Annotated in this window: 21 protein-coding genes and 1 tRNA gene; 9 read left to right on the top strand and 13 right to left on the bottom strand. The window is 74.3% G+C overall.

Annotation, left to right across the window (positions count from 1 at the left end):
- Positions 1-34 precede the first annotated feature (34 nt).
- Positions 35-538: a nitrite reductase small subunit NirD gene (gene nirD, locus BIV28_RS04395; RefSeq protein WP_083707029.1), complete on the top strand. Its 504-nt coding sequence runs from the start codon at positions 35-37 to the stop codon at positions 536-538.
- Positions 539-648: 110 nt separating this feature from the next.
- Here nirD and BIV28_RS04390 read toward each other — a convergent pair whose 3' ends face one another.
- Positions 649-1,515 carry an SDR family oxidoreductase gene (locus BIV28_RS04390; RefSeq protein ID WP_076259639.1) on the bottom strand — a complete coding sequence of 289 codons (867 nt, stop codon included), beginning with the start codon at positions 1,513-1,515 and terminating at the stop codon, positions 649-651.
- A gap of 117 nt (positions 1,516-1,632) precedes the next feature.
- On the opposite strand from BIV28_RS04390, the gene BIV28_RS04385 reads away from it, so the two are divergent.
- Positions 1,633-2,022: a winged helix-turn-helix transcriptional regulator gene (locus BIV28_RS04385; protein WP_076259637.1), complete on the top strand. Its 390-nt coding sequence runs from the start codon at positions 1,633-1,635 to the stop codon at positions 2,020-2,022.
- Positions 2,023-2,116: 94 nt separating this feature from the next.
- On the opposite strand, the gene BIV28_RS04380 is transcribed toward BIV28_RS04385, so the two are convergent.
- Positions 2,117-3,298: a uroporphyrinogen-III synthase gene (locus tag BIV28_RS04380; protein WP_242652763.1), complete on the bottom strand. Its 1,182-nt coding sequence runs from the start codon at positions 3,296-3,298 to the stop codon at positions 2,117-2,119.
- Positions 3,295-4,347, bottom strand: coding sequence for a uroporphyrinogen-III C-methyltransferase (cobA, locus tag BIV28_RS04375; protein ID WP_076259635.1), 1,053 nt, complete (start codon positions 4,345-4,347; stop codon positions 3,295-3,297). Before cobA ends, BIV28_RS04380 begins: the two co-directional genes overlap by 4 nt.
- A gap of 157 nt (positions 4,348-4,504) precedes the next feature.
- On the opposite strand from cobA, the gene BIV28_RS04370 reads away from it, so the two are divergent.
- A complete protein-coding gene (locus BIV28_RS04370) occupies positions 4,505-5,212 on the top strand; it encodes a sirohydrochlorin chelatase (protein WP_076259634.1) in 708 nt (235 codons plus the stop codon).
- An 18-nt stretch (positions 5,213-5,230) separates the two neighbouring features.
- On the opposite strand, the gene BIV28_RS04365 is transcribed toward BIV28_RS04370, so the two are convergent.
- Positions 5,231-5,998 carry a WXG100 family type VII secretion target gene (locus tag BIV28_RS04365; protein WP_076259632.1) on the bottom strand — a complete coding sequence of 256 codons (768 nt, stop codon included), beginning with the start codon at positions 5,996-5,998 and terminating at the stop codon, positions 5,231-5,233.
- A 139-nt stretch (positions 5,999-6,137) separates the two neighbouring features.
- Between BIV28_RS04365 and BIV28_RS04360 the strand changes: the two genes are divergently transcribed.
- Positions 6,138-6,785, top strand: a complete 648-nt coding sequence (locus tag BIV28_RS04360; RefSeq protein ID WP_076259631.1) for an IMPACT family protein — start codon at positions 6,138-6,140, stop codon at positions 6,783-6,785.
- 6 nt (positions 6,786-6,791) lie between these two features.
- Here BIV28_RS04360 and BIV28_RS04355 read toward each other — a convergent pair whose 3' ends face one another.
- Positions 6,792-7,829, bottom strand: coding sequence for a DUF695 domain-containing protein (locus BIV28_RS04355; protein ID WP_076259629.1), 1,038 nt, complete (start codon positions 7,827-7,829; stop codon positions 6,792-6,794).
- A gap of 58 nt (positions 7,830-7,887) precedes the next feature.
- Between BIV28_RS04355 and BIV28_RS04350 the strand changes: the two genes are divergently transcribed.
- Positions 7,888-8,487, top strand: a complete 600-nt coding sequence (locus BIV28_RS04350) for an HhH-GPD-type base excision DNA repair protein (protein ID WP_076259627.1) — start codon at positions 7,888-7,890, stop codon at positions 8,485-8,487.
- Between the two features lie 94 nt (positions 8,488-8,581).
- On the opposite strand, the gene BIV28_RS04345 is transcribed toward BIV28_RS04350, so the two are convergent.
- Entirely contained in the window at positions 8,582-9,955 is a 1,374-nt protein-coding gene (locus tag BIV28_RS04345) for a cystathionine beta-synthase (RefSeq protein WP_076259625.1), read from the bottom strand.
- 227 nt (positions 9,956-10,182) lie between these two features.
- On the opposite strand from BIV28_RS04345, the gene BIV28_RS04340 reads away from it, so the two are divergent.
- Positions 10,183-11,349, top strand: a complete 1,167-nt coding sequence (locus tag BIV28_RS04340; protein WP_083707028.1) for an SGNH/GDSL hydrolase family protein — start codon at positions 10,183-10,185, stop codon at positions 11,347-11,349.
- A 45-nt stretch (positions 11,350-11,394) separates the two neighbouring features.
- Here BIV28_RS04340 and BIV28_RS04335 read toward each other — a convergent pair whose 3' ends face one another.
- A complete protein-coding gene (locus BIV28_RS04335) occupies positions 11,395-12,144 on the bottom strand; it encodes a hypothetical protein (RefSeq protein WP_076259623.1) in 750 nt (249 codons plus the stop codon).
- A 272-nt stretch (positions 12,145-12,416) separates the two neighbouring features.
- On the opposite strand from BIV28_RS04335, the gene BIV28_RS04330 reads away from it, so the two are divergent.
- Positions 12,417-13,640 carry an acetyl-CoA C-acetyltransferase gene (locus BIV28_RS04330; protein WP_076259621.1) on the top strand — a complete coding sequence of 408 codons (1,224 nt, stop codon included), beginning with the start codon at positions 12,417-12,419 and terminating at the stop codon, positions 13,638-13,640.
- A 96-nt stretch (positions 13,641-13,736) separates the two neighbouring features.
- Here BIV28_RS04330 and BIV28_RS04325 read toward each other — a convergent pair whose 3' ends face one another.
- Both BIV28_RS04325 and BIV28_RS04320 read right to left on the bottom strand, forming a co-directional pair.
- A complete protein-coding gene (locus BIV28_RS04325) occupies positions 13,737-14,027 on the bottom strand; it encodes a hypothetical protein (protein WP_076259619.1) in 291 nt (96 codons plus the stop codon).
- 20 nt (positions 14,028-14,047) lie between these two features.
- Complete coding sequence (locus tag BIV28_RS04320; protein WP_076259617.1) at positions 14,048-14,929, bottom strand: Bax inhibitor-1/YccA family protein; 882 nt, start codon at positions 14,927-14,929, stop codon at positions 14,048-14,050.
- 159 nt (positions 14,930-15,088) lie between these two features.
- On the opposite strand from BIV28_RS04320, the gene BIV28_RS04315 reads away from it, so the two are divergent.
- A tRNA-Leu gene (locus BIV28_RS04315) sits at positions 15,089-15,163 on the top strand.
- Between the two features lie 241 nt (positions 15,164-15,404).
- A complete protein-coding gene (gene mptB, locus BIV28_RS04310) occupies positions 15,405-17,000 on the top strand; it encodes a polyprenol phosphomannose-dependent alpha 1,6 mannosyltransferase MptB (protein ID WP_242652762.1) in 1,596 nt (531 codons plus the stop codon).
- Between the two features lie 16 nt (positions 17,001-17,016).
- Here the strand turns inward: mptB and BIV28_RS04305 are convergent, their stop codons facing one another.
- The 4 genes from BIV28_RS04305 to eno are packed head-to-tail and all read right to left on the bottom strand — an operon-like array spanning position 17,017 to position 20,668.
- Complete coding sequence (locus BIV28_RS04305; protein WP_076259615.1) at positions 17,017-17,991, bottom strand: Ppx/GppA phosphatase family protein; 975 nt, start codon at positions 17,989-17,991, stop codon at positions 17,017-17,019.
- On the bottom strand, positions 17,984-18,598 hold the full coding sequence (locus BIV28_RS04300) for a DUF501 domain-containing protein (RefSeq protein WP_076259613.1): 615 nt from the start codon (positions 18,596-18,598) through the stop codon (positions 17,984-17,986). The genes BIV28_RS04305 and BIV28_RS04300 overlap by 8 nt, the downstream gene beginning before the upstream one ends.
- Before the next feature lie 55 nt (positions 18,599-18,653).
- Positions 18,654-19,361 (bottom strand): FtsB family cell division protein, encoded by a 708-nt coding sequence (locus BIV28_RS04295; RefSeq protein ID WP_076259611.1) that lies wholly within the window; start codon positions 19,359-19,361, stop codon positions 18,654-18,656.
- 5 nt (positions 19,362-19,366) lie between these two features.
- On the bottom strand, positions 19,367-20,668 hold the full coding sequence (gene eno / locus BIV28_RS04290) for a phosphopyruvate hydratase (protein ID WP_076259609.1): 1,302 nt from the start codon (positions 20,666-20,668) through the stop codon (positions 19,367-19,369).
- Positions 20,669-20,736 lie beyond the last annotated feature (68 nt).

The following is a 20,736-nucleotide window of genomic DNA, read 5'->3' as shown; positions in this document are numbered from 1 at the left end:
AACCGAATCCGCCACCTCCGGAGAGGAACCCACGATGAGCAGTCTCGCCACCGCTGTCCCCCAGACCGACCCGACGCACGGCCTCCTCGATGACGTCAGCGCGCCGGATGGGTCGGATGCGCCGGACGCGTCGCCACGCCCGACGCGTCTCGTCGTCCGCCCGGGTGTCCTGGCCCGGCCCGGCGTTCGGGTGTGGGTGCGCGCCTGCCGCGTCGACGCGCTCGTGCCGGGCCGCGGCGTGGCCGTCCTGCTGCCCGGCGGCGAGCAGGGGGCGTTGTTCCTCCTGGCCACCGGGATGGTCTACGCCGTCGGCAACCTCGACCCGTACGCGGGGGCAGCGGTCATGTCGCGGGGCCTGACCGGTGACCGCGCCGGCGAGCCGACGGTGGCCTCACCGCTGCTCAAGCAGGTCTTCAGCCTCCGCACGGGCGAGGCCCTCGACGACCCGGCCACGCGGCTGCCGACCTACGCGGTCCGCGTCGCCCACGGCGTCGTCCTCCTCGGCGTCCACACCCGGCCCCTCCCCTCCATCGAGTGAGCACCCAGCCTCAGGCGTCACACCCGACGCGTGACGCCTGGGGCCCGTGAGGCGCAGTGCTCACTCGATCGGAGGGGGTGCCGAGGTGACGCCTGCTCCAAGGGTGCGGGTCAGCGGACCCCCGCCGGCAGCGCGGCGCGGACGGCGTCCTCGAGCGAGGTGGCCGGGCGTCCGATGAGCCGCTCGAGGTCGCCCGAGTCGGTGAAGAGCGCGCCGGCCGCGATGCCGCGGTCGCTGTCGGCGAGGACGTGCGCGTACCCGTCGGGCAGGCCGGCCGCGACGAGGGCGGCCGCGTAGTCCTCGACCGGCAGGTCACGGTAGACCACCTCGGTGCCGCTGAGGGTGGTGACGGTCGCGGCCAGCTCGGCCAGCGTGAAGGCCGTGCCGCCGAGCTCGTACGCGTGGCCCGCGTGGCCGTCCTCGGCGAGCACCGCCGCGGCGGCCTCGGCGTAGTCGGCCCGGGTGGCGGCGCTGACGCGTCCGTCCCCGGCGGACCCGAGGACGGCGCCGTGCTCGAGGTAGCTGGGCAGCTGGCCGGTGTAGTTCTCGACGTACCAGGAGTTGCGCAGGAAGACGTGCGGGAGGCCGGACGCCTCGATCATCTCCTCGGTGGCGCGGTGCTCGGTGGCCAGCGCCAGCCCGGAGGTGTCGGCCCGGGTGATGCTCGTGTAGGCCACGAGACCCACCCCGGCACGCACCGCGGCGTCGACGACGTTGCGGTGCTGCGGGATCCGGGCGCCGACCTCGCTGCCCGAGACGAACAGGAGCCGGTCGATCCCCGCGAACGCGGCGTCGAGCGAGGCCGGGTCGTCGTAGTCCGCGCGGCGCACCTCGACGCCACGGTCGGCGAGGTCGGCGACGGCCTCGAGCTTCCGGGCGGTGGCGACGACGTCGGAGGGGTCGAGGCCGCGGCGCAGGAGCGCGTCGACGACGAGGCGGCCGAGGTGTCCGCTCGCGGCGGTGACGAGGATGGTCATGGGAGGTCCTTTCGCGGGTCCAGGGCGGCGCCGCACGGCGCCGGACTCCGGGGTCAACGAGCCCTCCCTCGGCATACTTCCCAGAAGTTAGTACCCACTTTGAAGTAAGGTACTGACATGAGAGTGAGTCAGACGCTGCGTCGCCACTTCCCCGACGGCGTCTTCGCCGCGGACTGCCCCTCCCGCGTCGTCCTCGACCACGTGACGAGCAAGTGGGGCACCCTCGTGCTCCTCGCCCTGGCCGAGGGCGAACCGCTGCGCTGGAGCGAGCTGCGCCGCCGGGCCGAGGGGGTCAGCGAGAAGATGCTCGCCCAGACCCTCCGGATGCTCGAGGCCGACGGGCTCGTCCACCGCGACGCGCGCCCCGTGGTGCCGCCGCACGTCGAGTACTCGCTCACCGCCGAGGGCGTCGACCTCGCCGCACGGCTCGTGCCGCTCATGGACTGGATCGCCGACCACGCGGGCGACATCGTGGCCCGCACCGCACCCGCCGACGCGTCCGCCTGACCGGCGCCCCACCCCGCCGCGGAGCCCCTGGTCCAACTGCCCACTCGACCGTCGAGTGGGCAGTTGGACCAGTCGTGTCGGGCCCCGTGACGCGTCAGACGTTGAGGCGGTAGCCGCGCCGGACGACCGTCTGCACGAGGTCCCGGTCCGGCAGCGCGGCCCGCAGCCGACTCACCGCCATGTCGAGCGCGTGCTCGTTCTCGGCGTCGGGCAGCTCGTCGAGGAGCCGCTCGCGCGTACACACCGCGCCCGGGTCGGCCATCAGCGCGGCCAGCATCGCCCGCGGCCCGCGCGGCAGCGTCACCGTCTCGCCGTTGAACGTCACGGTGCGCCCGTGCACGACGAGCGGCCCGAGGGCGGTCTGCACCTGCTCGACCCCGGTGAGCGTCAGGTGCTCGACGACGGTGCGGATGAGGGCGCCCATCCGGAACCGCTCCGGCACGATCGGCATGACGCCGAGGTCGTGCAGCGGCGCCGCCGTCACCGGACCCACCGCCGCCGCCGTGACGCCGGTGCGCATCGCGTCGACGAGCACCCCGTCCATGCCGAGCTGCGCTGCGGCAGAGACGAGCCCGTCGACGGCCGGCGCCGACGTGAACGTCACGACGTCGACCTCGCGCGCGGCGACCGCCTGGATGAGCCGGCCGAGCCGGCTCTCGTCGGTGGGCCGCACCCACCGGTACGGCGCGACCGTGAGCACGGTGGCCCCGGCGGCCCGCAGCCGCTCGAGCTGCTCGACGTCCTCGTGGCCGTGCAGCTGCACCGCCACCCGTCGGCCCTCGACCCCGGCCTCGAGCGCCAGGGTCACGGTCGAGGCCGTCCGCTCGTCCTCTGCGATGCCCTCGTCGTCGTGCCCCGCCGCCCGCACCGCGCCGCGCGCCTTGGGGCCGCGCACGATGATGCGCGCGGCGTCGAGCACGCCCGCGAGCTGCTCGCCCAGCCCGGCGGCGTCGGCTCCCTCGATCCAGCGACGGAACCCGTAGGCCGTCGTGACGACGACGACGTCGGGCCGGGCCTCGATGACGGCGCGGGTGTCGGCCACGAGGACCTCGTCCTCGTCGATGGGTGCGATGCGCACGGCCGGCGCGTGCAGCACGTCGGCACCGCGCCGCCGGAAGGCGTCGACGAGGTCCTCGGACCTGCGGTCGGAGGTCACCGCGATCCGGAACCCCTCGAGGACCGGACCGGTGGCCTCGGGGCGCACCGCGTCGCAGTCGGGTCCGGCGTGCTGCTCCGACCACGGCGTCGCCGGGTGGACGCGTCGGGGCCCGGTCACGACGTCACCCCGGCGAGGGGACGCGCAGCGTCGGCGTGGGCGTCCGCGTCCGCGACGCCCTCGTCGACGCGTCGGGCCCAGACCTCGGCCTGCGCGACGACCTCGCCGATGACGACCACTGCGGGAGAGGCGATCCCGGCACGCGCAGCACGGCCGGGCAGGGTGGCCAAGGTGCCGACGACGCTGCGCTGGTGCGGGGTGAGGCCACGCTCGATGACGGCCGCCGGGGTGTCGGCGTCGAGCCCGGCACGGACCAGCGCGGCGGTGATCGGCACGAGGTTGTGCACGCCCATGAGCACGACGAGCGACCCGCCGACGGCGACGAGCCCGCGGGCCCGGTCGTCGTCGAGCGGGACGTGGCCCGACAGCACGGTGACGACGTGGCTGACGCCGCGATGGGTGACCGGGATGCCGGCCGCCCCGGGCACGGCGATGGCCGAGGTGACTCCGGGCAGCACCGAGACCGGCACCCCGGCGGCGACGCAGGCCGCGACCTCCTCGCCGCCCCGGCCGAAGACGTAGGGGTCGCCGCCCTTGAGGCGCACGACCGTGAGCCCGGCGAGGGCGCGGTCGACGAGCAGTCGCTCGATCTGCTCCTGCGGCACCGCGTGGTGGCCGGGGCGCTTGCCGACGTCGACGACCTCGGCACCGGGCGCGAGCGCGGCGAGGTCGCCGATCTCGGCGAGGCGGTCGGCAAGGACGACGTCGGCGTCCGCGAGCGCCCGGACCGCGGCGAGGGTGAGCACGTCGGCGCCACCGGGGCCTGCGCCGACGAGCACGGCCCGCCCCCGCCCGCGCGTCGGGGCGGGCTCGTCGACGACCAGGCACGTGGCACGCAGCACCGTGCGGGCGCCCTCCCACGCCGTCGCCGGGCCGACGAGGACCCCGAGCCGCGCACCACGGCAGGCGGCGGGCGTCACGGCGGCGGCGTCGCCGAGCACGACGACGTCGGCGCCGGCCCGCGTGAACCGCCGCACGCTCGCGGCCGTCAGGCCGTCCGGTCCGGCGACCACCACCCGTGCCGCGGTGAGGTCGGTGTCGATGAGCACGCGGTCTCCCGTCGCCGTCGGTCTGCTCGGTACCACCGTAGGAACGGCGTGTTTCGTCGGCGTTTCACCCGTGCGACGCCGCGGTAAGACACGCCTCACCCGTCTCGCCCGCCGACGTGCGCGCCTCGGGGCCGCTCGGCCGTGGCAGGGTGGCGGCATGACGACGCCCGCCGCCCAGTCGCCGGTCCTCGTCGCCGCGTCGCACGGGACCGCCTCGCCGGTCGGGCAGGCGGCGGTGGCCGCCCTCGTCGACGCCGTGGCCGCGCGGCGCCCCGACCTCGAGGTCCGCGCGGCGTTCGTCGACGTCCAGCAGCCCGACCCGCCGGCCGTCCTCGGGACGCTGCCCGCCGGACGGCGCGCGCACCTCGTGCCGCTGCTGCTGTCGGCCGGCTACCACGTCTTCGTCGACCTCACCGAGGCCGCGGCGGCCGTGCCGGGTGCCCGGGTGGCCCCTGCCCTTGGCCCCGACCTGCGCCTCGCCGCGCTGCTCGCCCGACGCCTCGACGCGGCCGGCCTCCGCGACGACGACGTGGTGGTGCTCGGAGCAGCCGGCTCGTCGGAGCCCTCCGCGGTCCGCGACTGCGAGACGGTCGCGGCGCAGCTCGCCGCGACCATCGGCCACGACGTGACCGTGGGCTACCTGTCCGCGGCCGAGCCGCGACTCACGGACGCCGTTGCGGCACAACGGGTCCCGGGCCGACGCGTCGTCGTGGCGACGTACCTGCTCGCGCCGGGCTTCTTCGCCGACCTGGCCGCGCGCTCGGGCGCCGACGTCGTCACACCACCGCTGCTGCTGGACGACGAACCTCCTGCCGGCGACCTCGTCGACATGGTCCTCGAGCGCTACGAGGCCGCCACCGACTGAGCCGGCCGACCGCGTCGGTCAGCGGATCGGCAGCCCGAGCTGGTGCGCGGCGAGCGCCGGCACGGACGCCGGCGTGAGCGGTGCCCACCCGGCCGGGGCGAACGACTGCCAGCCGGGGCCGTGCCCCGTGCCCGCCTCGTGCCACCCGGACCCGACGAGCTGGCCCCAGCCCATCCCGGGTCCCGGGTGGGGTGCCTGCCACTGCGCCGCACCGACGAGCGGCCGCCCGTCGTCCGGGCCCCAGACGTGCGGCAGCCACGGGCCGAGGACGTCGTGCCAGCCTGCCTCGGCGACGAACGAGCCGTGCCCGCCACCGTGCCCGCCGGGGTGGTTCGAGCCGTGGACGGGTCCCGCGACGAAGGTCGCCTCCCCCGACGCGCCACCGCCGCGGCCGCCGGAGCCGCCGGAGTCACCTGAGCTGCCGGAGCCGCCCCCGTGCCCACCGGCATCCGTTCCGTGGTGCCCGCCCGACCCGCCCGACCCGCCCGGTCCGTGGCCGCCGAAGGACGGGCCGCCGTGCCCGGCGCTCGACCGCTGCTGGGCGTCTGCGTTGTGCTCGAGGCGCCGCGACAGGTCGCCGAAACGGCCGCTGATCCGCGTCAGGTCGGCCTCGACCCGGCGCCACCGCTCGAGCACGTGCCCGAGGTCGGGCCCGGCCCACGCGCGGCGCACCACCGCGACGGCGTGCCGGCTCCGGGCCAGCACCTGGTCGACGTCGCGCCCGTAAGCGGCCATCCGGCCGGCCGAGTCGCGCAGGGCATCGACGTCCGCACCCTTGCTGTACACAGTTCTCCCCTTCACCCCTGACGAACGCGAGGCCATCCTCACAGGACGGCACCCCGCGAGGCAACGGGGAGCACTCCCCACTCACCACGGCATACTCGGCACGTCCTGCACCGTCCGCTCCCCGACCTCCCGAAGGCCCATGCAGCCCCGCTCCTACCGCACCCTCGCCGGTGCCGCCCGCGCCGAGATCGAGGTGCGCCGCTCACGGTTCGTCTGCGACGTCGAGCCGGTGCCGAGCGAGGAGGACGCGCGGGCCGTCGTCGAGCGCGTCCGGGCCGCGAGCCGCGACGCCGGGCACCACTGCACCGCCTTCTTGCTCGGCCCCGACGCGTCGACCGTCCGCAGCAACGACGACGGCGAGCCCTCCGGCACGGCGGGCGCCCCGATGCTCGAGGTCCTGCGCGGGGCCGGGCTCACCGACGTCGTGGCGGTGGTGACCCGCTGGTTCGGCGGCACCCTCCTCGGCACCGGTGGCCTGATCCGCGCCTACGGGGACGCGGTCGGTGCCGCCGTCTCGGAGGCACGCGTCGTGACGATGTCGCGGCGCACCGCGACGACTGTCGAGGTCGGCCACGCCGACGGCCCACGCGTCGACAACGCCCTCCGGGCCCTCCCCGACGCCACCGTGACGGGCGTCGACTACCTCGCCGAGGGCGTCCGGCTGCACGTCGCCGTCGACCCCGAGTCTCTCGACGCGTTCGGCGGCACCGTCGCTGCGCTGACCTCGGGGGCCGGACGCGTCACGCCCGGCGCGGACCTGTGGGTGCCCGCCGACCCGGACGCCTGAGGCCGCTCAGCCGCGCAGGTGGGCGACCATCGACCAGGACGGGTCGTGCGTCTCGGTGACGCCGGCGCTGCCCTGCGTCCAGCGCCGGGAGGCCGCGCGCACCCGGTCCGCAGCGTCGCTCGTGCCGTCGACGAACACGTGCAGCACCCGGGTGCCGGCGCTCGACTGGTGGGCGACGACCCGGCCACGCCCGGCGAGGTCGAGGGCGAGCGCGTCCTCGAAGTGGCGCAGCTCCTCGAGCGCGCCCGGCGTCGGCAGCCCGTCCTCGGTGGCGAGGTACTCCAGGAAGACGCCGACGTGCGTGTCGAGCTCGGGCGCGGTGGCCGCGGCGAGCGGCACCTGGGCCACGGCGAGGATCGGTCCGTCGGCGCCCTGGCCCTGGAACACCACCTGCTGCGGCTCGCCGTCCGCCGAGGTGTGCTCGGCCTTGAGGTCGGCCACGAGGTTGCGCACCCACCGCAGGGGGAACGCGTCCATCGGCGCGACCTGCGGCCGGGCCACCTCGCCGATCCAGCACTCGACGTCGGACTCGCCGATGGCCGAGTCGAGGGCGAGGTAGGCGATGGTCGCGCGTGCGGCGTCGTCGAGGTGCGCGAACGAGGGGTGGTGCACGGCCACGGACAGCCGCAGACCCTCGCGGCGGGCGCTGACGACGATGTCGCGGAAGGCGACGGTCGCCCCCTCGGTCTCGAGCTCGACGGCGTCGACGTCCTGGACCGGCTGGCGCGTGTCGGCGTAGCCCCACGTCGCCGTCGCCGTCGGGGCGGACCGCAGCCAGCGGCGCGCGGTGGCGCGCAGGTCGGGGTCGCCCTCCGGCGACACGACGAGCAGGTGGGCGCTACGCCGCCCGGCCGCCAGCTCCCACGTCAGGCCGTCGGCGATCGCGGCGACGCGCCGACTCAGCTCGTCGGCGACGCGGACCGGCTCACGGTCGGCGAGCGCGGACGCGGTGAGGTCGGCGCCCGACTCCTGCCACCAGGACCAGAACGCCGCGACCGGGTCGGCGGGGGCCTCCTCGTCGCGCGAGCGCCGGAACAGCCTCATGGCCGCTCATCCTGCACCATGAGGCTGGGAGCGTGCGGCGTGCGGCACGATGGGGCGCATGGCACCCCAGGCACCCCAGGCACTGCACCTCGGCTCCACCGACGCGGCCAACGCGCTGCTCGCCCACGACCCCCTCGCCCTGCTGCTCGGCATGCAGCTGGACCAGCAGATCCCGATGGAGAAGGCGTTCACCTCCCCGAGCGTGCTCGCCGAGCGGATGGGCGTGCCGGCCGGTGGCCGCCTCGACGCCGCCGCGATCGCGGCGCTGCCGCCCGAGACGCTCCTCGAGCACTTCCGGACGCCGCCGGCGCTGCATCGCTTCCCGGGCTCGATGGCCACGCGCACCCAGCAGCTGTGCCAGGCCCTCGTCGACGACTGGGGCGGCGACGCAGCGAACGTGTGGGCCGGTGTCGACTCGGGCCGCGAGCTGGTGCGCCGCATCGGCAGCCTGCCCGGCTTCGGCGACCAGAAGGCGCGGATCTTCGCGGCACTGCTCGCCAAGCAGTTCGGGGTGACGCCCGAGGGGTGGCAGGAGGCCACCGGCGACTACGGGCAGCCGGGCCACCGGTCCATCGCCGACGTCGTCGACGACGCGTCGCGCGTCAAGGTGCGTGAGTTCAAGAAGGCCAAGAAGGCAGAGGCCAAGCAGCAGGCCTGAGCCACAGCACCATTCGACCCAGACGCGTCGGGCCCCCTTCCAGCAGAAGGGGGCCCGACGCGTTTGCCGTGGGATCGGCTCGGCGCGAGGGGGGTCAGTCGGCGAGGAACGCCAGCAGGTCCGCGCGAGTGAGGACGCCGACCGGCTTGCCGTCGTCGACGACGAGCACCGCGTCCGCGGTCTCGAGCTCCTTGCGGGCCGCCGACACGGGCGAGCCGGCGCCGATGAGCGGCAGCCCGGGCTCGATGTGCTTCTCGACGGCGTCGGCCAGGTGCGCGCGACCGGTGAAGAGCGCGTCGAGCAGGGCCCGCTCGCTGACCGAGCCGGCGACCTCGCCCGACATGACGGGCGGCTCGGCCTTGACGACCGGCATCTGCGAGACGCCGTACTCCTGCAGGATCGCGACGGCGTCGCGGATCGTCTCGTTCGGGTGCGTGTGCACGAGTGCCGGCATGTCACCCGACTTCGTGTGCAGGACGTCGCCGACGGTCTGCTCGGTGTGGTCCTCGGTGAGGAACCCGTAGGAGTGCATCCACTCGTCGTTGAAGATCTTGCTCATGTAGCCGCGGCCGGAGTCGGGCAGCAGCACGACGACCACGGCGTCCTCGGGCAGGTCCTTGGCGGCCCGCAGCGCGGCGACGACCGCCATGCCGCACGACCCGCCGACGAGCAGGCCCTCCTCGCGGGCGAGGCGACGCGTCATCTCGAACGACTCGGCGTCGGTGACGGCGATGACCTCGTCGACGACCGACGGGTCGTAGGCCCCCGGCCAGAAGTCCTCGCCGACGCCTTCGACGAGGTAGGGCCGGCCGGTGCCGCCGGAGTAGACCGAGCCCTCGGGGTCGGCCGCGATGATGCGGACCGCGCCGTCGCTGACCTCCTTGAGGTACTTGCCGGTGCCGCTGATCGTGCCGCCCGTGCCGGCGCCCGCGACGAAGTGCGTGACGCGGCCGTCGGTGTCGCGCCAGATCTCCGGACCGGTGGTCAGGTAGTGGCTGTTGGGGCCCTCGGGGTTGTAGTACTGGTTCGGCTTCCACGCGCCGTCGATCTCGCGGACGAGGCGGTCGCTCACCGAGTAGTAGGAGTCGGGGTGCTCCGGCTCGACGGCGGTGGGGCAGACGACGACCTCGGCGCCGTAGGCCTTGAGCACGTCGCGCTTGTCCTGGCTCACCTTGTCGGGGCAGACGAAGACGCACTTGTAGCCGCGGCGCTGCGCCACGAGCGCGAGGCCGACGCCGGTGTTGCCGCTCGTCGGCTCGACGATGGTGCCGCCCGGCTTCAGGAGGCCGTCGCGCTCGGCGGCCTCGACCATGCGCAGCGCGATGCGGTCCTTGACCGACCCACCCGGGTTGAAGTACTCGACCTTCGCCAGGACCGTGCACCTCACCCCCGCGTCGGCGGTGACGGAGCCCAGCTTGACCAGGGGGGTGTTGCCGACGAGGTCGGCCACGTTCTCTGCGTACTTCACGCGCCCATCCTAGGTGCGCCGTCCCAGCCCGCGAGACGGACGCCCGCGCGGTGGACCCCGCCGATCCCTCGGGTACGGACAGGGTGAGGGCCGCCGCGACGGCCCGCCGGGCTCCCGCGAACCGGGCACGACGCGTCGGCGCTGCGCGTTACCGTGAAGAACCCGGCGAGCACGTCAGGGGACGAACGAGCACCGGTGAGACGCAGGACCGACGGAGGGGGTGGCCGATGGGACGTGCACGACGCGCGCGACGGATCGCCCAGCAGGCCGCCTACGGCGGCGGTGTCGGCGTCGCCGGGCTCGGGCTGCTCAGCCTCCTCGGCTACGGCGTCATCAAGGCCGAGGCGGCCATGGCCCGGCGCCTCGTCGGGCAGCCCTTCGAGGGTGCGCCGGAGGACGACGGACGCTACGGCTTCGGCCCCGGCGAGCCGATCCGGCTCGTCGTCCTCGGCGACTCCACCGGCGCCGGGATGGGCGCCGCGCACCCGCACCAGACCATCGGGGCGATCATCGCCACCGGCGTCGCCGCGTTCAGCGGCCGGCCCGTGCGCCTGACGAACGTCGCCGTCGTCGGGGCGGAGTCGCCCGACCTCGACGCGCAGGTCGAACGCGCGCTCGAGGAGGTCCCGACCCCCGACGTCGCCCTCGTGCTCATCGGGGCCAACGACGTCACCCACCGCATCGACACGTCCGTCGCGGTGCGCCACCTCGAGATGGCGGTCCGCAGCCTGCGCGAGGCCGGCTCGGAGGTCGTCGTCGGCACGTGCCCCGACCTCGGTGCCATCGAGCCGGTCCCGCAACCGCTGCGCCTGCTGGCGCGCCGTTGGTCGCGCGACCTCGCCGCGGCGCAGACCGTCGCGGTGGTCGAGGCCGGCGGCCGGGCCGTGTCGGTCGGCGACATGCTGAGCGAGGCCTTCAGCGCCGACCCCAAGATCATGTTCAGCGAAGACCGCTTCCACCCCAGCCCGGCCGGCTACGCCCGCGTCGCGGCCGCCCTGCTGCCCACCGTGAGCGCGGCCCTCGACCTGTTCGGTGAGCGCAGCGCCCCGCCCGAGCCCAACGTGCGCCGCGGCGAGGGCGTCGGACCGGTCGCGGTCGCCGCCACCCGGGCCGTCGCGCAGCCCGGCACCGAGGTCGCCCCGGCCGAGGTGGCCGGCCAGGCTCGCGGCCGGCAGGGCCGCTGGGCGGTGCTGCTGCACCGGATCCGTCCCGCCGCGCCGGTCGGCTCGTTCCCCGGGATCGACGCGTCCCGAGGCCCCGACGCGTCTGAGGGCGCGGGCGAGCACGGCCCGGGGCCCGGCCTGCTCGACTACAGCCGCGTCGAGCGCGACGACCACCGTGATCGGGAACGCGACGAGGGGCCACCCGCGGTGCAGGCGACCCCTCGGTCGTGATGCCGGCACCGGGGGTGCCGGGCGGCAGCGTCAGTCGTGTCGGCGTCAGCCGATGCTCATGATCTGGTTGGCGGCGGGCGCCTTGATGCCGAGGTCCTCGCCCCACTTGGAGAAGTCGAGCTGGCCCGGGCTCTTGGTGGAGCCGGTGAAGCGGACGACCTGGAGCTTGTCCTTGGAGACGTAGAGCGCGCCCTCGGACTTGCCCTTCTTGTCGGTGAGGACCCAGCAGTCCGTGCCGTTGACGTTCTCCTCGGCGACCGTGGAGGACAGCTGGCTCGGCGTCACGGCGCCGAAGGCCTTCTCGAGGAAGCTCTTGAGGCTGAGCGTCTCGGTCATCGACGAGGCCGAGGCCGGAGCCTTGATGAACTTGTCACCGGCCTTCTGCACCGACGCCGGGGCGCCCTGCTTCTTCCAGAACGTCGCGTCGGCCTGGATGTAGACCGCCGAGGGCAGCGTGATGAGGCGCGCCTTGCCGCTGCCCTCCATCGCGATCGTGATGTCGGACGTCTTGCCGTCGCTCGTGCCCTTGAAGTCGATGGAGATCTTCTTGCCGGTCTGCTCGACGTCACCGACGAAGGCGGCCGAGGTCGCGGCGAGCGCGTTGGCCTTGGCCTTCTCGAGGACCTCGGACGGCTTGGGCGCCGCCGAGTCGGACGTCGCCGGGGCGGAGGTCGTGGAGCCGGTCGAGCCCGTGGACGCCGTCGTCGGCGTGTCCGACTTCGAGCACGCGGCGACGCCGAGGCTGATCGCGAGGGCGCCGGCGAGCGCGACGGCGCGGGTCGTCATGGTCTTCATGGGTGGGAGGCCCCCTGGCTGGTCGGGTGTCGCCCGACAGTGGCCGGGCGCACGGCGGCTGCTGTGGCCGCGAACCCGCACACCCTAGCCGCCTCCGTCGTCCCCGACGTACCCGGACGCGGCGCGGGACGGACGCCGCCGAGGAGACGCAGGTCATGGCGCCGAGGGTGTCCACGCTCGCGCGGACGTCCTACCATCGAGGGGCTGAGCAAGCGCTTAGTCCACCCGTGCGCCGTCGCCCGGGGCCGCCGACGAAGTCCAGGAGTTCCCCCGTGACCGAAGCCGTCATCGTCTCGACCGCCCGTTCGCCGTTCGGCCGGGCCTTCAAGGGCTCGCTCCGGGAGGTGCGTCCGGACGACCTCGCTGCCACCGTCATCCAGGCGGCGCTCGACAAGGTGCCCGGGCTCGACACAACGCTCGTCGAGGACCTCTACCTCGGCTGCGCCGAGCCGTCCGGCAAGCACGGCTCCAACATGGCCAAGGTCGTGGCCACCCTCCTCGGCCTCGACGCCACCCCGGCCGCGACGATCAACCGGTTCTGCGCGTCCTCCGCGCAGACCACCCGGATGGCCTTCCACGCCATCAAGGCCGGCGAGGGCGACATCTTCGTCTCGGCCGGCGTCGAGTGCGTCTCGCAGTACACCGACTGGGCCGGCGCGGGCGGCGCCAAGGCCGACGCGCAGAACCCCCTCTTCGCCGAGGCGCAGGAGCGCACCAAGCGCATCGCCGAGACCAACGAGACGTGGACCGACCCGCGCGCCGACGGCAACCTGCCCGACATCTACATCTCGATGGGCCAGACCGCCGAGAACGTCGCCACGGCCTACGGCATCTCCCGCGAGCGCCAGGACGAGTGGGGCGTCACGAGCCAGAACCGCGCCGAGGCCGCCATCGGCCGCGGCTTCTTCGACTGGGAGATCACGCCCGTCACGGCGCCCGACGGCACGGTCGTCACCAAGGACGACGGCCCCCGCGCCGGCGTCACCCTCGAGGCCGTCCAGGGCCTCAACCCGGTCTTCCGCCAGGAGGGCACCGTCACGGCCGGCAACTGCTGCCCGCTCAACGACGGCGCCGCGGCGCTCGTCATCATGAGCGACACCAAGGCCAAGGAGCTCGGCCTCACGCCGCTGGCCCGCGTCGTCTCGACGGCCGCCACGGGTCTGTCCCCCGAGATCATGGGCCTGGGCCCGGTCGAGGCCACCAACCTCGCCCTCAAGCGGGCAGGCCTGTCGATCGGCGACATCGACCTCTACGAGATCAACGAGGCCTTCGCCGCCCAGGTCATCGGCTCGGCCGACCAGATCGGCATGGACTACGACAAGCTCAACGTCAACGGTGGCGCCATCGCCATCGGCCACCCGTTCGGCGCCACGGGCGCGCGCATCACCGGCACGCTCATCAACGCCCTCCGCGAGCGCGACGAGCAGTTCGGCCTCGAGACGATGTGCGTCGGCGGCGGCCAGGGCATGGCCGTCATCTTCGAGCGCCTCAGCTGACGCTGCCGAGCACGACCGACGCGGGTGCGTCCCTTGTGGGGCCCACCCGCGTCGTCGTGTCACGACCACGTGCTCTGGCCGGCGGCGCGCCGGGGCTCAGAGGGCGCGGCGCAGGGTGGCCAGACGCTCCTGCAGGTCGGCGCCGACGCCGGCGGCCGAGGCGTCCCACACCATGACGGCCAGCTGGTCCAGCACGACCGCCGGCCCGAGGTCGGGCACCGGCACCGGCGGACGCCCCCGCGAGGACGCGACGCGGTCGGCGAGGTCCTGGACGAGGTCACGGACCAGCCCCAGACGCGAAAGCGCGTGGCCGAGCGGTAGCTGCTGCCACCGCTCGGCCACGCGCCGGAGCTCGTCCGACACCTCCTGCGGGGTCGGCGAACCCACGCGCGAAGGTGCCACCCGCGTCAGTCGCGCAGGCGCGCGAAGAGGCGGACGAACTCGATGTAGAGCCAGACGAGGGTCACGATGAGGCCGTGGGCCAGCAGCCACGAGTACTTCTTCGGGGCGCCGGCCTGGACGGCGTGGTCGATCGAGTCGAAGTCGATGGCCAGCGAGTAGGACGCGAGGCCGACCCCGACGACCGACAGCACCAGGCCGAGGCCGCCGCTGCCGCCGAAGCCCCAGCCGTCGATGACGCCGGTCATGAGCAGCACGACCTGCAGCAGCGAGAAGATGCCGTAGCCGACGATCGCGAAGAAGAACATCCGACGCGTCTTGGCGTTGACCTTGACGAAGCCCGTGGCGTAGCCGATGTACATCGCGACGAAGACGCAGAGTGTGGCCAGCACGGCCATCTGCACGACGCCGTCGTACTTCGGGATCGAGGCGATGTACTGGCTGAAGGCGCCGAGGAAGGCACCCTGCAGCACCGCGTAGACCATGAGCAGCGGCACCGACACCTTCTTCATGAAGGCGATGGCGAAGCCGAGGATCAGCGTGCCGAACATGCCGCCGAGCCAGAACGGCAGCGTCATGTCGGTGTTGGCGCCGGTCCAGAACCACGAGACGGCGGCGACACCGACCGTGATGACGAAGAGCGTCAGGCTCTTGATGACGACGTCGTCGACGGTGACGCGACCGGTGTCGACGGACCCGGCGCTCTGGCGTGCGTAGAGCTCGTCGAGCTGCTGGGCGGTCATGGCGTCCTGGGACGCGTAGCCGGTGGTCGCCGCCTGCGTGGCCTGCTGGCCCTGCGCGGGCTGCCCCTGCGGCGTGCCGAAGCCGGCGTATCGCTCCTTCTCGATCTGCTTGTTGAGCCGGTCGAAGACCGGGTTTCCACCTGCCATGTGAGTGTGCTCCTTGGGCACTGGTGCCACCGGTCGGTGGCGACTGTCACCAGACTAAGCGTCCGGGACCACCCCACGGGTTCCCCGGATGGTGGCGGCGTGCCCTGCAACGCATTCGTGACGCGGCGGCATACTGAGGGCCGCCGGCGCAGCCGGTGCGCCCCCGTGGCCCAATCGGCAGAGGCAGGCGACTTAAAATCGCCAACGGTGAGGGTTCGAGTCCCTCCGGGGGTACCCGGCCGCGTCAGGGCGGGCCGACGCGGGGCCACATGTCCCGACACGCGTCGAGCCCCTACCGGGCCTCGGCCACGGTTCGGTCACGCTTTGTGTCCACCGGGGCGGTCCTTCCTGACGCCCGGGGGTGGTGTCCTCCTACACTGGTGGCATCGGGTCCCAGGGGAACGGTCCGCCATGTCCCCGCGCGACCCACACACCGCGCCACGGGGGCTGCGGCGTACCTTCCACAGGAGGACGAGTGCTGGATCAGCGCGTCGCGGGCTCGGAGGCCCCGTCCTCCCGTGCCCACCGGACCGACGGTGCCCGCGCGGCCGTCGCACGGCCCGGGGCCACCCAGCTGCTCGAGTTCGCCGACCGCCTGCGCGACGCCCTCCTGCGCAGCTGGCTCGACCCGATGGTCCGACGCGGCATGCTCGGCATGGCGTTCGTCGCGGCCGGCTCGGTCTCGCCGGCCTTCCTGCCGAGCGGCGCCTTCGCCGCCGGGGCCTCGCCCGTCATCACGACGCTGCACCTGCAGTGGCTCGACAGCGGTGTCGGACGCGTCATCACCACGGTGCTCATGGCCGTCGGCATGGCGCTGCTCGTCGACGCGTGGCTGCGGATGCGACCGGTGCACGGCCGCCGCCCCCCTTCGCTCGCGTGGCTGCTCTGGAGCCTGCCGATCCTGCTCGCGCCGCCGCTCTTCAGCCGCGACGCGTACAGCTACGCCGCGCAGGGCGAGATCGTCTCCCGGGGCCTGGACCCCTACGTCCTGACGCCGTTCTCGATCCCCGGGCCGTTCTCCGACCAGGTCGACCCGATGTGGAGCCAGACGCCGGCGCCGTACGGGCCGCTCGCGCTCCAGGTGCAGCACCTCGTCGTGGCCGTCGCGCCGGAGAACGCCTACGCCTCGGCCGTGCTCATGCGCGTCCCGACGCTCGCCGCGGTGGCGCTGCTCGCCTACGCCCTGCCCCGGCTGGCCGAGCGGTACGGCTCGAGCGGCCGGCACGCGCTGTGGCTCGGTGTGCTCAACCCGCTCGTCATCATGCACTTCGTCGGCGGCGCCCACGGCGACGCCGTCATGGTCGCCCTCGTCGTGCTCGCGCTGCTGCTGGCCAGCCGTGGCCAGTTCCTCGTCGCGGCCGCCACCGTCGCCGCCGCGTCGGCCTACAAGCAGACCGCGGTCCTCGCGCTCGTCGGCGTGGTCGGGATGGCCGTCCAGGCCGGCGACCTCGCCCCGGGGGTCCGGCACAAGGTGCTCGCGCTGCTGCGCCATGGCCTCTCGCTCGGCGCGGTCTTCGTCGCGACCTTCTGGGCCATCACGGCCTTCAGCGGCCTCGGTTTCGGCTGGGTGCCCAACCTGTCGGTGCCGGTGACCCTCCGCTCGCTGCTCGCCCCCTCGACGTTCGTCGGCAGCGCGGTCGAGTGGTTCATGCGCCTCGGCGGCATGCCGTCCGGCTGGGTCGAGGTGCCCGTGCCGGTCGCCCAGACGATCGGGCTCGGTGTCGGCCTGGTGGCGATGGCGTGGGTCGGCTGGCGCCTCGTCGTGCGCAACCCCGTGCTCGCGACGGCCGGCGTGCTGCTCATCCTCTGCATCTCCGGCCCGGTCCTGCACCCGTGGTACCTGCTGTGGGGCGGGGTCGTGCTCGCGGCGACCCGCCTGTCCGAGCGATGGGTCCGCGGCATCGTCGTCGTCACGCTGTTCTTCGTCACCTACGGGGTCGTCGACGCCACGGTGTCCAACGGCACGTGGGCGCTCGGCGTCTCGGCCGCGCTGTGGATGATCGCGCGCCTGCGCACCCACCGCCGGCGCGCGCTCGAGCAGGAGCCGGTCGCCGTCGCCGTGGCGCCCTGACGCGTCCGCCCCGGGGTCAGTCCCGACGTGCCGCGCTGAGGGCGATGCCGTCGAGGATGTCGTGCTCGGAGGTGACGACGTCGGTGACCCCCGACCGGTCGACGAGCCGCTCGACGACGCGCCGCCACACCAGGGCCCCGGCGCCGATGACGTCGACCCGGCCCGGGTGCAGGTACGGCAGGTCCGCCCGGGCGGCGCGGGTCATGGCGAGGAGGTCGTCGCAGGCCGCGAGGACGTCCTGGACCGGGTTGCGGGACAGGTGGATCCGGCTCGCGTCGTAGGCCGGCAGGCGCAGCAGGTGCGCCGTGATCGTCGTGACGCTGCCGGCCAGCCCGACGAGGGCCCCGATGCCCTCGAGCGGCACCGTCGACTCGGCGAGGTCGAGCGCGGCGTCGATGTCACGGGTCGCGGCGGCGACCTCCTCGGCGGTCGGCGGGTCGCCGGCGAGGTGGCGCTCGGTCATGCGCACGCAGCCGACGTCGACCGACCGGGCGGCCTCGACGTGGTCGGTGCCGCGGACGAGCTCGGTGGAACCGCCGCCGAGGTCGACGACGAGGTAGGGGCCGGCGATGCCGCGCGCCGCGAGGCCGCCCGTGGCGCCGGCGAAGGACAGCGCGGCCTCCGCGTCGCCCGAGACGACCTCGGGCGACACGGCCACGCCGACGTGCTCGCGGAAGGCGTCGCGGACGCCCTCGATGAACTCACCCGCGTTGCGGGCGTCGCGCGAGGCGGACGTGGCCACGAACCGGATGCGCTCGGCCCCGAGCTCGTGGCACTGCGCCGCGTACTCGCGGGTGACCCGCAGGGTGCGCTCCATCGACTCGGGGGCGATGAGGCCCGTGCGGTCGACGCCGTGGCCGAGGCGCACGATCTCCATCCGGCGCAGGACGTCCTCGAGGGCGCCGGTGGCCGGGTCGACGTCGGCCACGAGGAGTCGGATCGAGTTGGTGCCGCAGTCGACGGCACCGACGCGGACGCGTCCCTCAGCCATCGGAGCCCGCGCCGGCGGCGTCCTCGGCGGCGGCGGCGTCCTCGGCGGCGTGCTGGGCCGCGCACGAGGTCGGCGTCCACCAGGGCTCGAGCGCCTCGAGCGCCTCGTCGCCGAGCGGGTTGACCCCGGGCCCGGCCGCGAGCGAGTGGGCGATGAGGACATGGAGGCACTTGACGCGCGTCGGCATGCCGCCGGCGGAGATGCCCTCGATCTCGGGCACCCGGCCGAGCTCGCCGCGCCGGGCCAGGTAGTGCTCGTGGGCCGCGGTGTAGGCGGCAGAGAGGTCGGCGTCCTGCTCGAGGCGGGCCGTCATGTCCCTCATGAGGCCACCGCTCTCGAGCGTGCTGATCGCGCCGGTGAGGCGCGGGCAGGTGGCGTAGTACGTCGTCGGGAACGGCGTGCCGTCGCGCAGCCGCGGCTCGGTGCGCAGGACGTCGGGCTCACCGCACGGACAGCGGTGCGCCACGGCGGCGACGCCACGGGGCCGGCGGCCGAGCTGGCGCTCGACGGCGTCGAGGTCGGCGGGGTCGGGTGCGCCGGCAGGGGCAGAGGCGCTGGGGGCGGCGGCGTCGGCCGGGTCGGCGGGCTGGCTCGGGGTCTGGCTCACGGGTGCGGGTGCTCCGGTCGGGTGCGGCTGGCCGCACGAGGATCCCACACCGGCCTCACCGGCCGCGAGCGAGCCCGGCGGTGGGTCGGTCGGCGATCTGGACCGACTGCCAGACCTTGCCGTACCAGGGCGAGGCGTCGTTGGCCATCGGCGCGGCGACGACCGGCTTGGCGGCGGTGGCGGCACCGGTGTCGGTGCCGCCCGGGTCGATGACCGTGTAGGCGCGGTCGCCGACCCGCACGAACTTGAGCCGCTCGCGGGCCTGCAGCTCGATGTAGGCGGGGTCCTTCCAGAGCGCGACCTGGCGCTGGAGGTCCTGGACGTCCTGGCGCTGCTGCTGCACCTGCTCCTGCATCGCCGCGGTGTCGCCGCGCTGCTGGATGAGCGAGCGCAGGGTGGGCACGATCGTCACGGCGAGCATGACGAGGATGCCGAGCAGGATCGCGCCGCGCACCCAGGCCGTCGACGCGGACGGCGGGGCGGGAGCCGTGGTGCGGGCCCGTGCCGCGAGCGCCGGGCGCTCCTTGCCCTGGCCGGGACGGCTGGGTCGGGCGGAGCCGCGCGAGGTGCCGGGGCGGGTGCCCGCCGAGCCGGCCCTGGCCCCTGCGGACCGTGCCCCGGCGCCCGTCGGCCGGGAGGCCGAGCCGGACGGGCGCGGGGTCGAGGCCCGCGAGGAGGCCGGCCGCCCGCCGCCACCACCGGGGCGGCCCGACGCCGAGGACGACGACGAGCGACCCGGACGGGGCGGCGTGCGGTCGGCCACGGGACTCAGCCCTCGCTGCCGAAGCGGGCCGCGTCGAAGCGCGGGAACGCGCCCGCGCCGGCGTAGACCGCGGCGTCGTCGAGCTCCTCCTCGATGCGCAGCAGCTGGTTGTACTTCGCGACGCGCTCGGAGCGGGCCGGGGCGCCGGTCTTGATCTGGCCGCAGTTCGTCGCGACCGCGAGGTCGGCGATCGTGACGTCCTCGGTCTCGCCGGAGCGGTGGCTCATCATGCAGCGGTAGCCGTTGGTCTGCGCGAGGGTCACGGCGTCGAGCGTCTCGGTCAGGGTGCCGATCTGGTTGACCTTGACGAGCAGCGCGTTGGCCGTGCCCGAGCCGATGCCGCGGGCGAGGCGCTCGGGGTTGGTGACGAAGAGGTCGTCGCCCACGATCTGCACCTTGGAGCCCAGCAGGTCGGTCATGGACTTCCAGCCGTCCCAGTCGTCCTCGTTGAGCGGGTCCTCGATGGACACGAGCGGGTAGGCCTCGACGAGCTCGGCGTAGTAGGCGACCATCTCGTCGGCCGACTTGCTCGCACCCTCGAAGGCGTAGCTGCCGTCCTGGAAGAACTCGGACGCCGCGACGTCGAGCGCGAGGGCGATGTCGCGGCCCGGCTCGTAGCCCGCCGCGCGGATGGCGTCGAGGATGAGGTCGAGCGCGGCCCGGTTGGACTCGAGGTTCGGGGCGAAGCCGCCCTCGTCGCCGAGGCCGGTGGCCAGGCCACGGTCGTGCAGGACCTTCTTGAGCGCGTGGTAGACCTCGGCGCCCCAGCGCAGGGCCTCACGGAAGGTCGGCGCGCCGATCGGGGCGATCATGAACTCCTGGATGTCGACGTTGGAGTCGGCGTGCGACCCACCGTTGAGGATGTTCATCATCGGCACGGGCAGGACGTGCGCGTTGGGGCCGCCGACGTAGCGGAACAGCGGCAGGCCGGCCGACTCGGCGGCGGCGTGGGCGACGGCGAGCGAGACGCCGAGGATGGCGTTGGCGCCGAGGGTCTCCTTGTTGGCGGAGCCGTCGAGGGCGAGCATCTCGGCGTCGATGAGGCGCTGCTCGCTCGCGTCGAAGCCGACGAGGCGCGGGTTGATCTCCTCGATGACGGCGTCGACGGCCTGCTCGACACCCTTGCCGAGGTAGCGGCCCTTGTCGCCGTCACGACGCTCGGACGCCTCGAAGGCGCCGGTGGAGGCGCCCGACGGGACGGCTGCGCGGGCGAACGTGCCGTCGTCGAGACGGATCTCGACCTCCACGGTCGGGTTGCCGCGCGAGTCCAGGATCTCCCGGGCTCCGATCTCCTCAATGGTGGCCACTGACTCTCCTGTGCTGTGGTGCTCGGGACGGTGGTGCGGCCGGTGGCGGCCGCGTGTCGCCTCCGAGC

Source organism: Intrasporangium flavum (assembly GCF_001956915.1).
In the GTDB taxonomy this organism is placed as follows: Bacteria; Actinomycetota; Actinomycetes; order Actinomycetales; family Dermatophilaceae; genus Monashia; species Monashia flava.
This window is presented reverse-complemented; position numbering and strand designations above follow the sequence as displayed.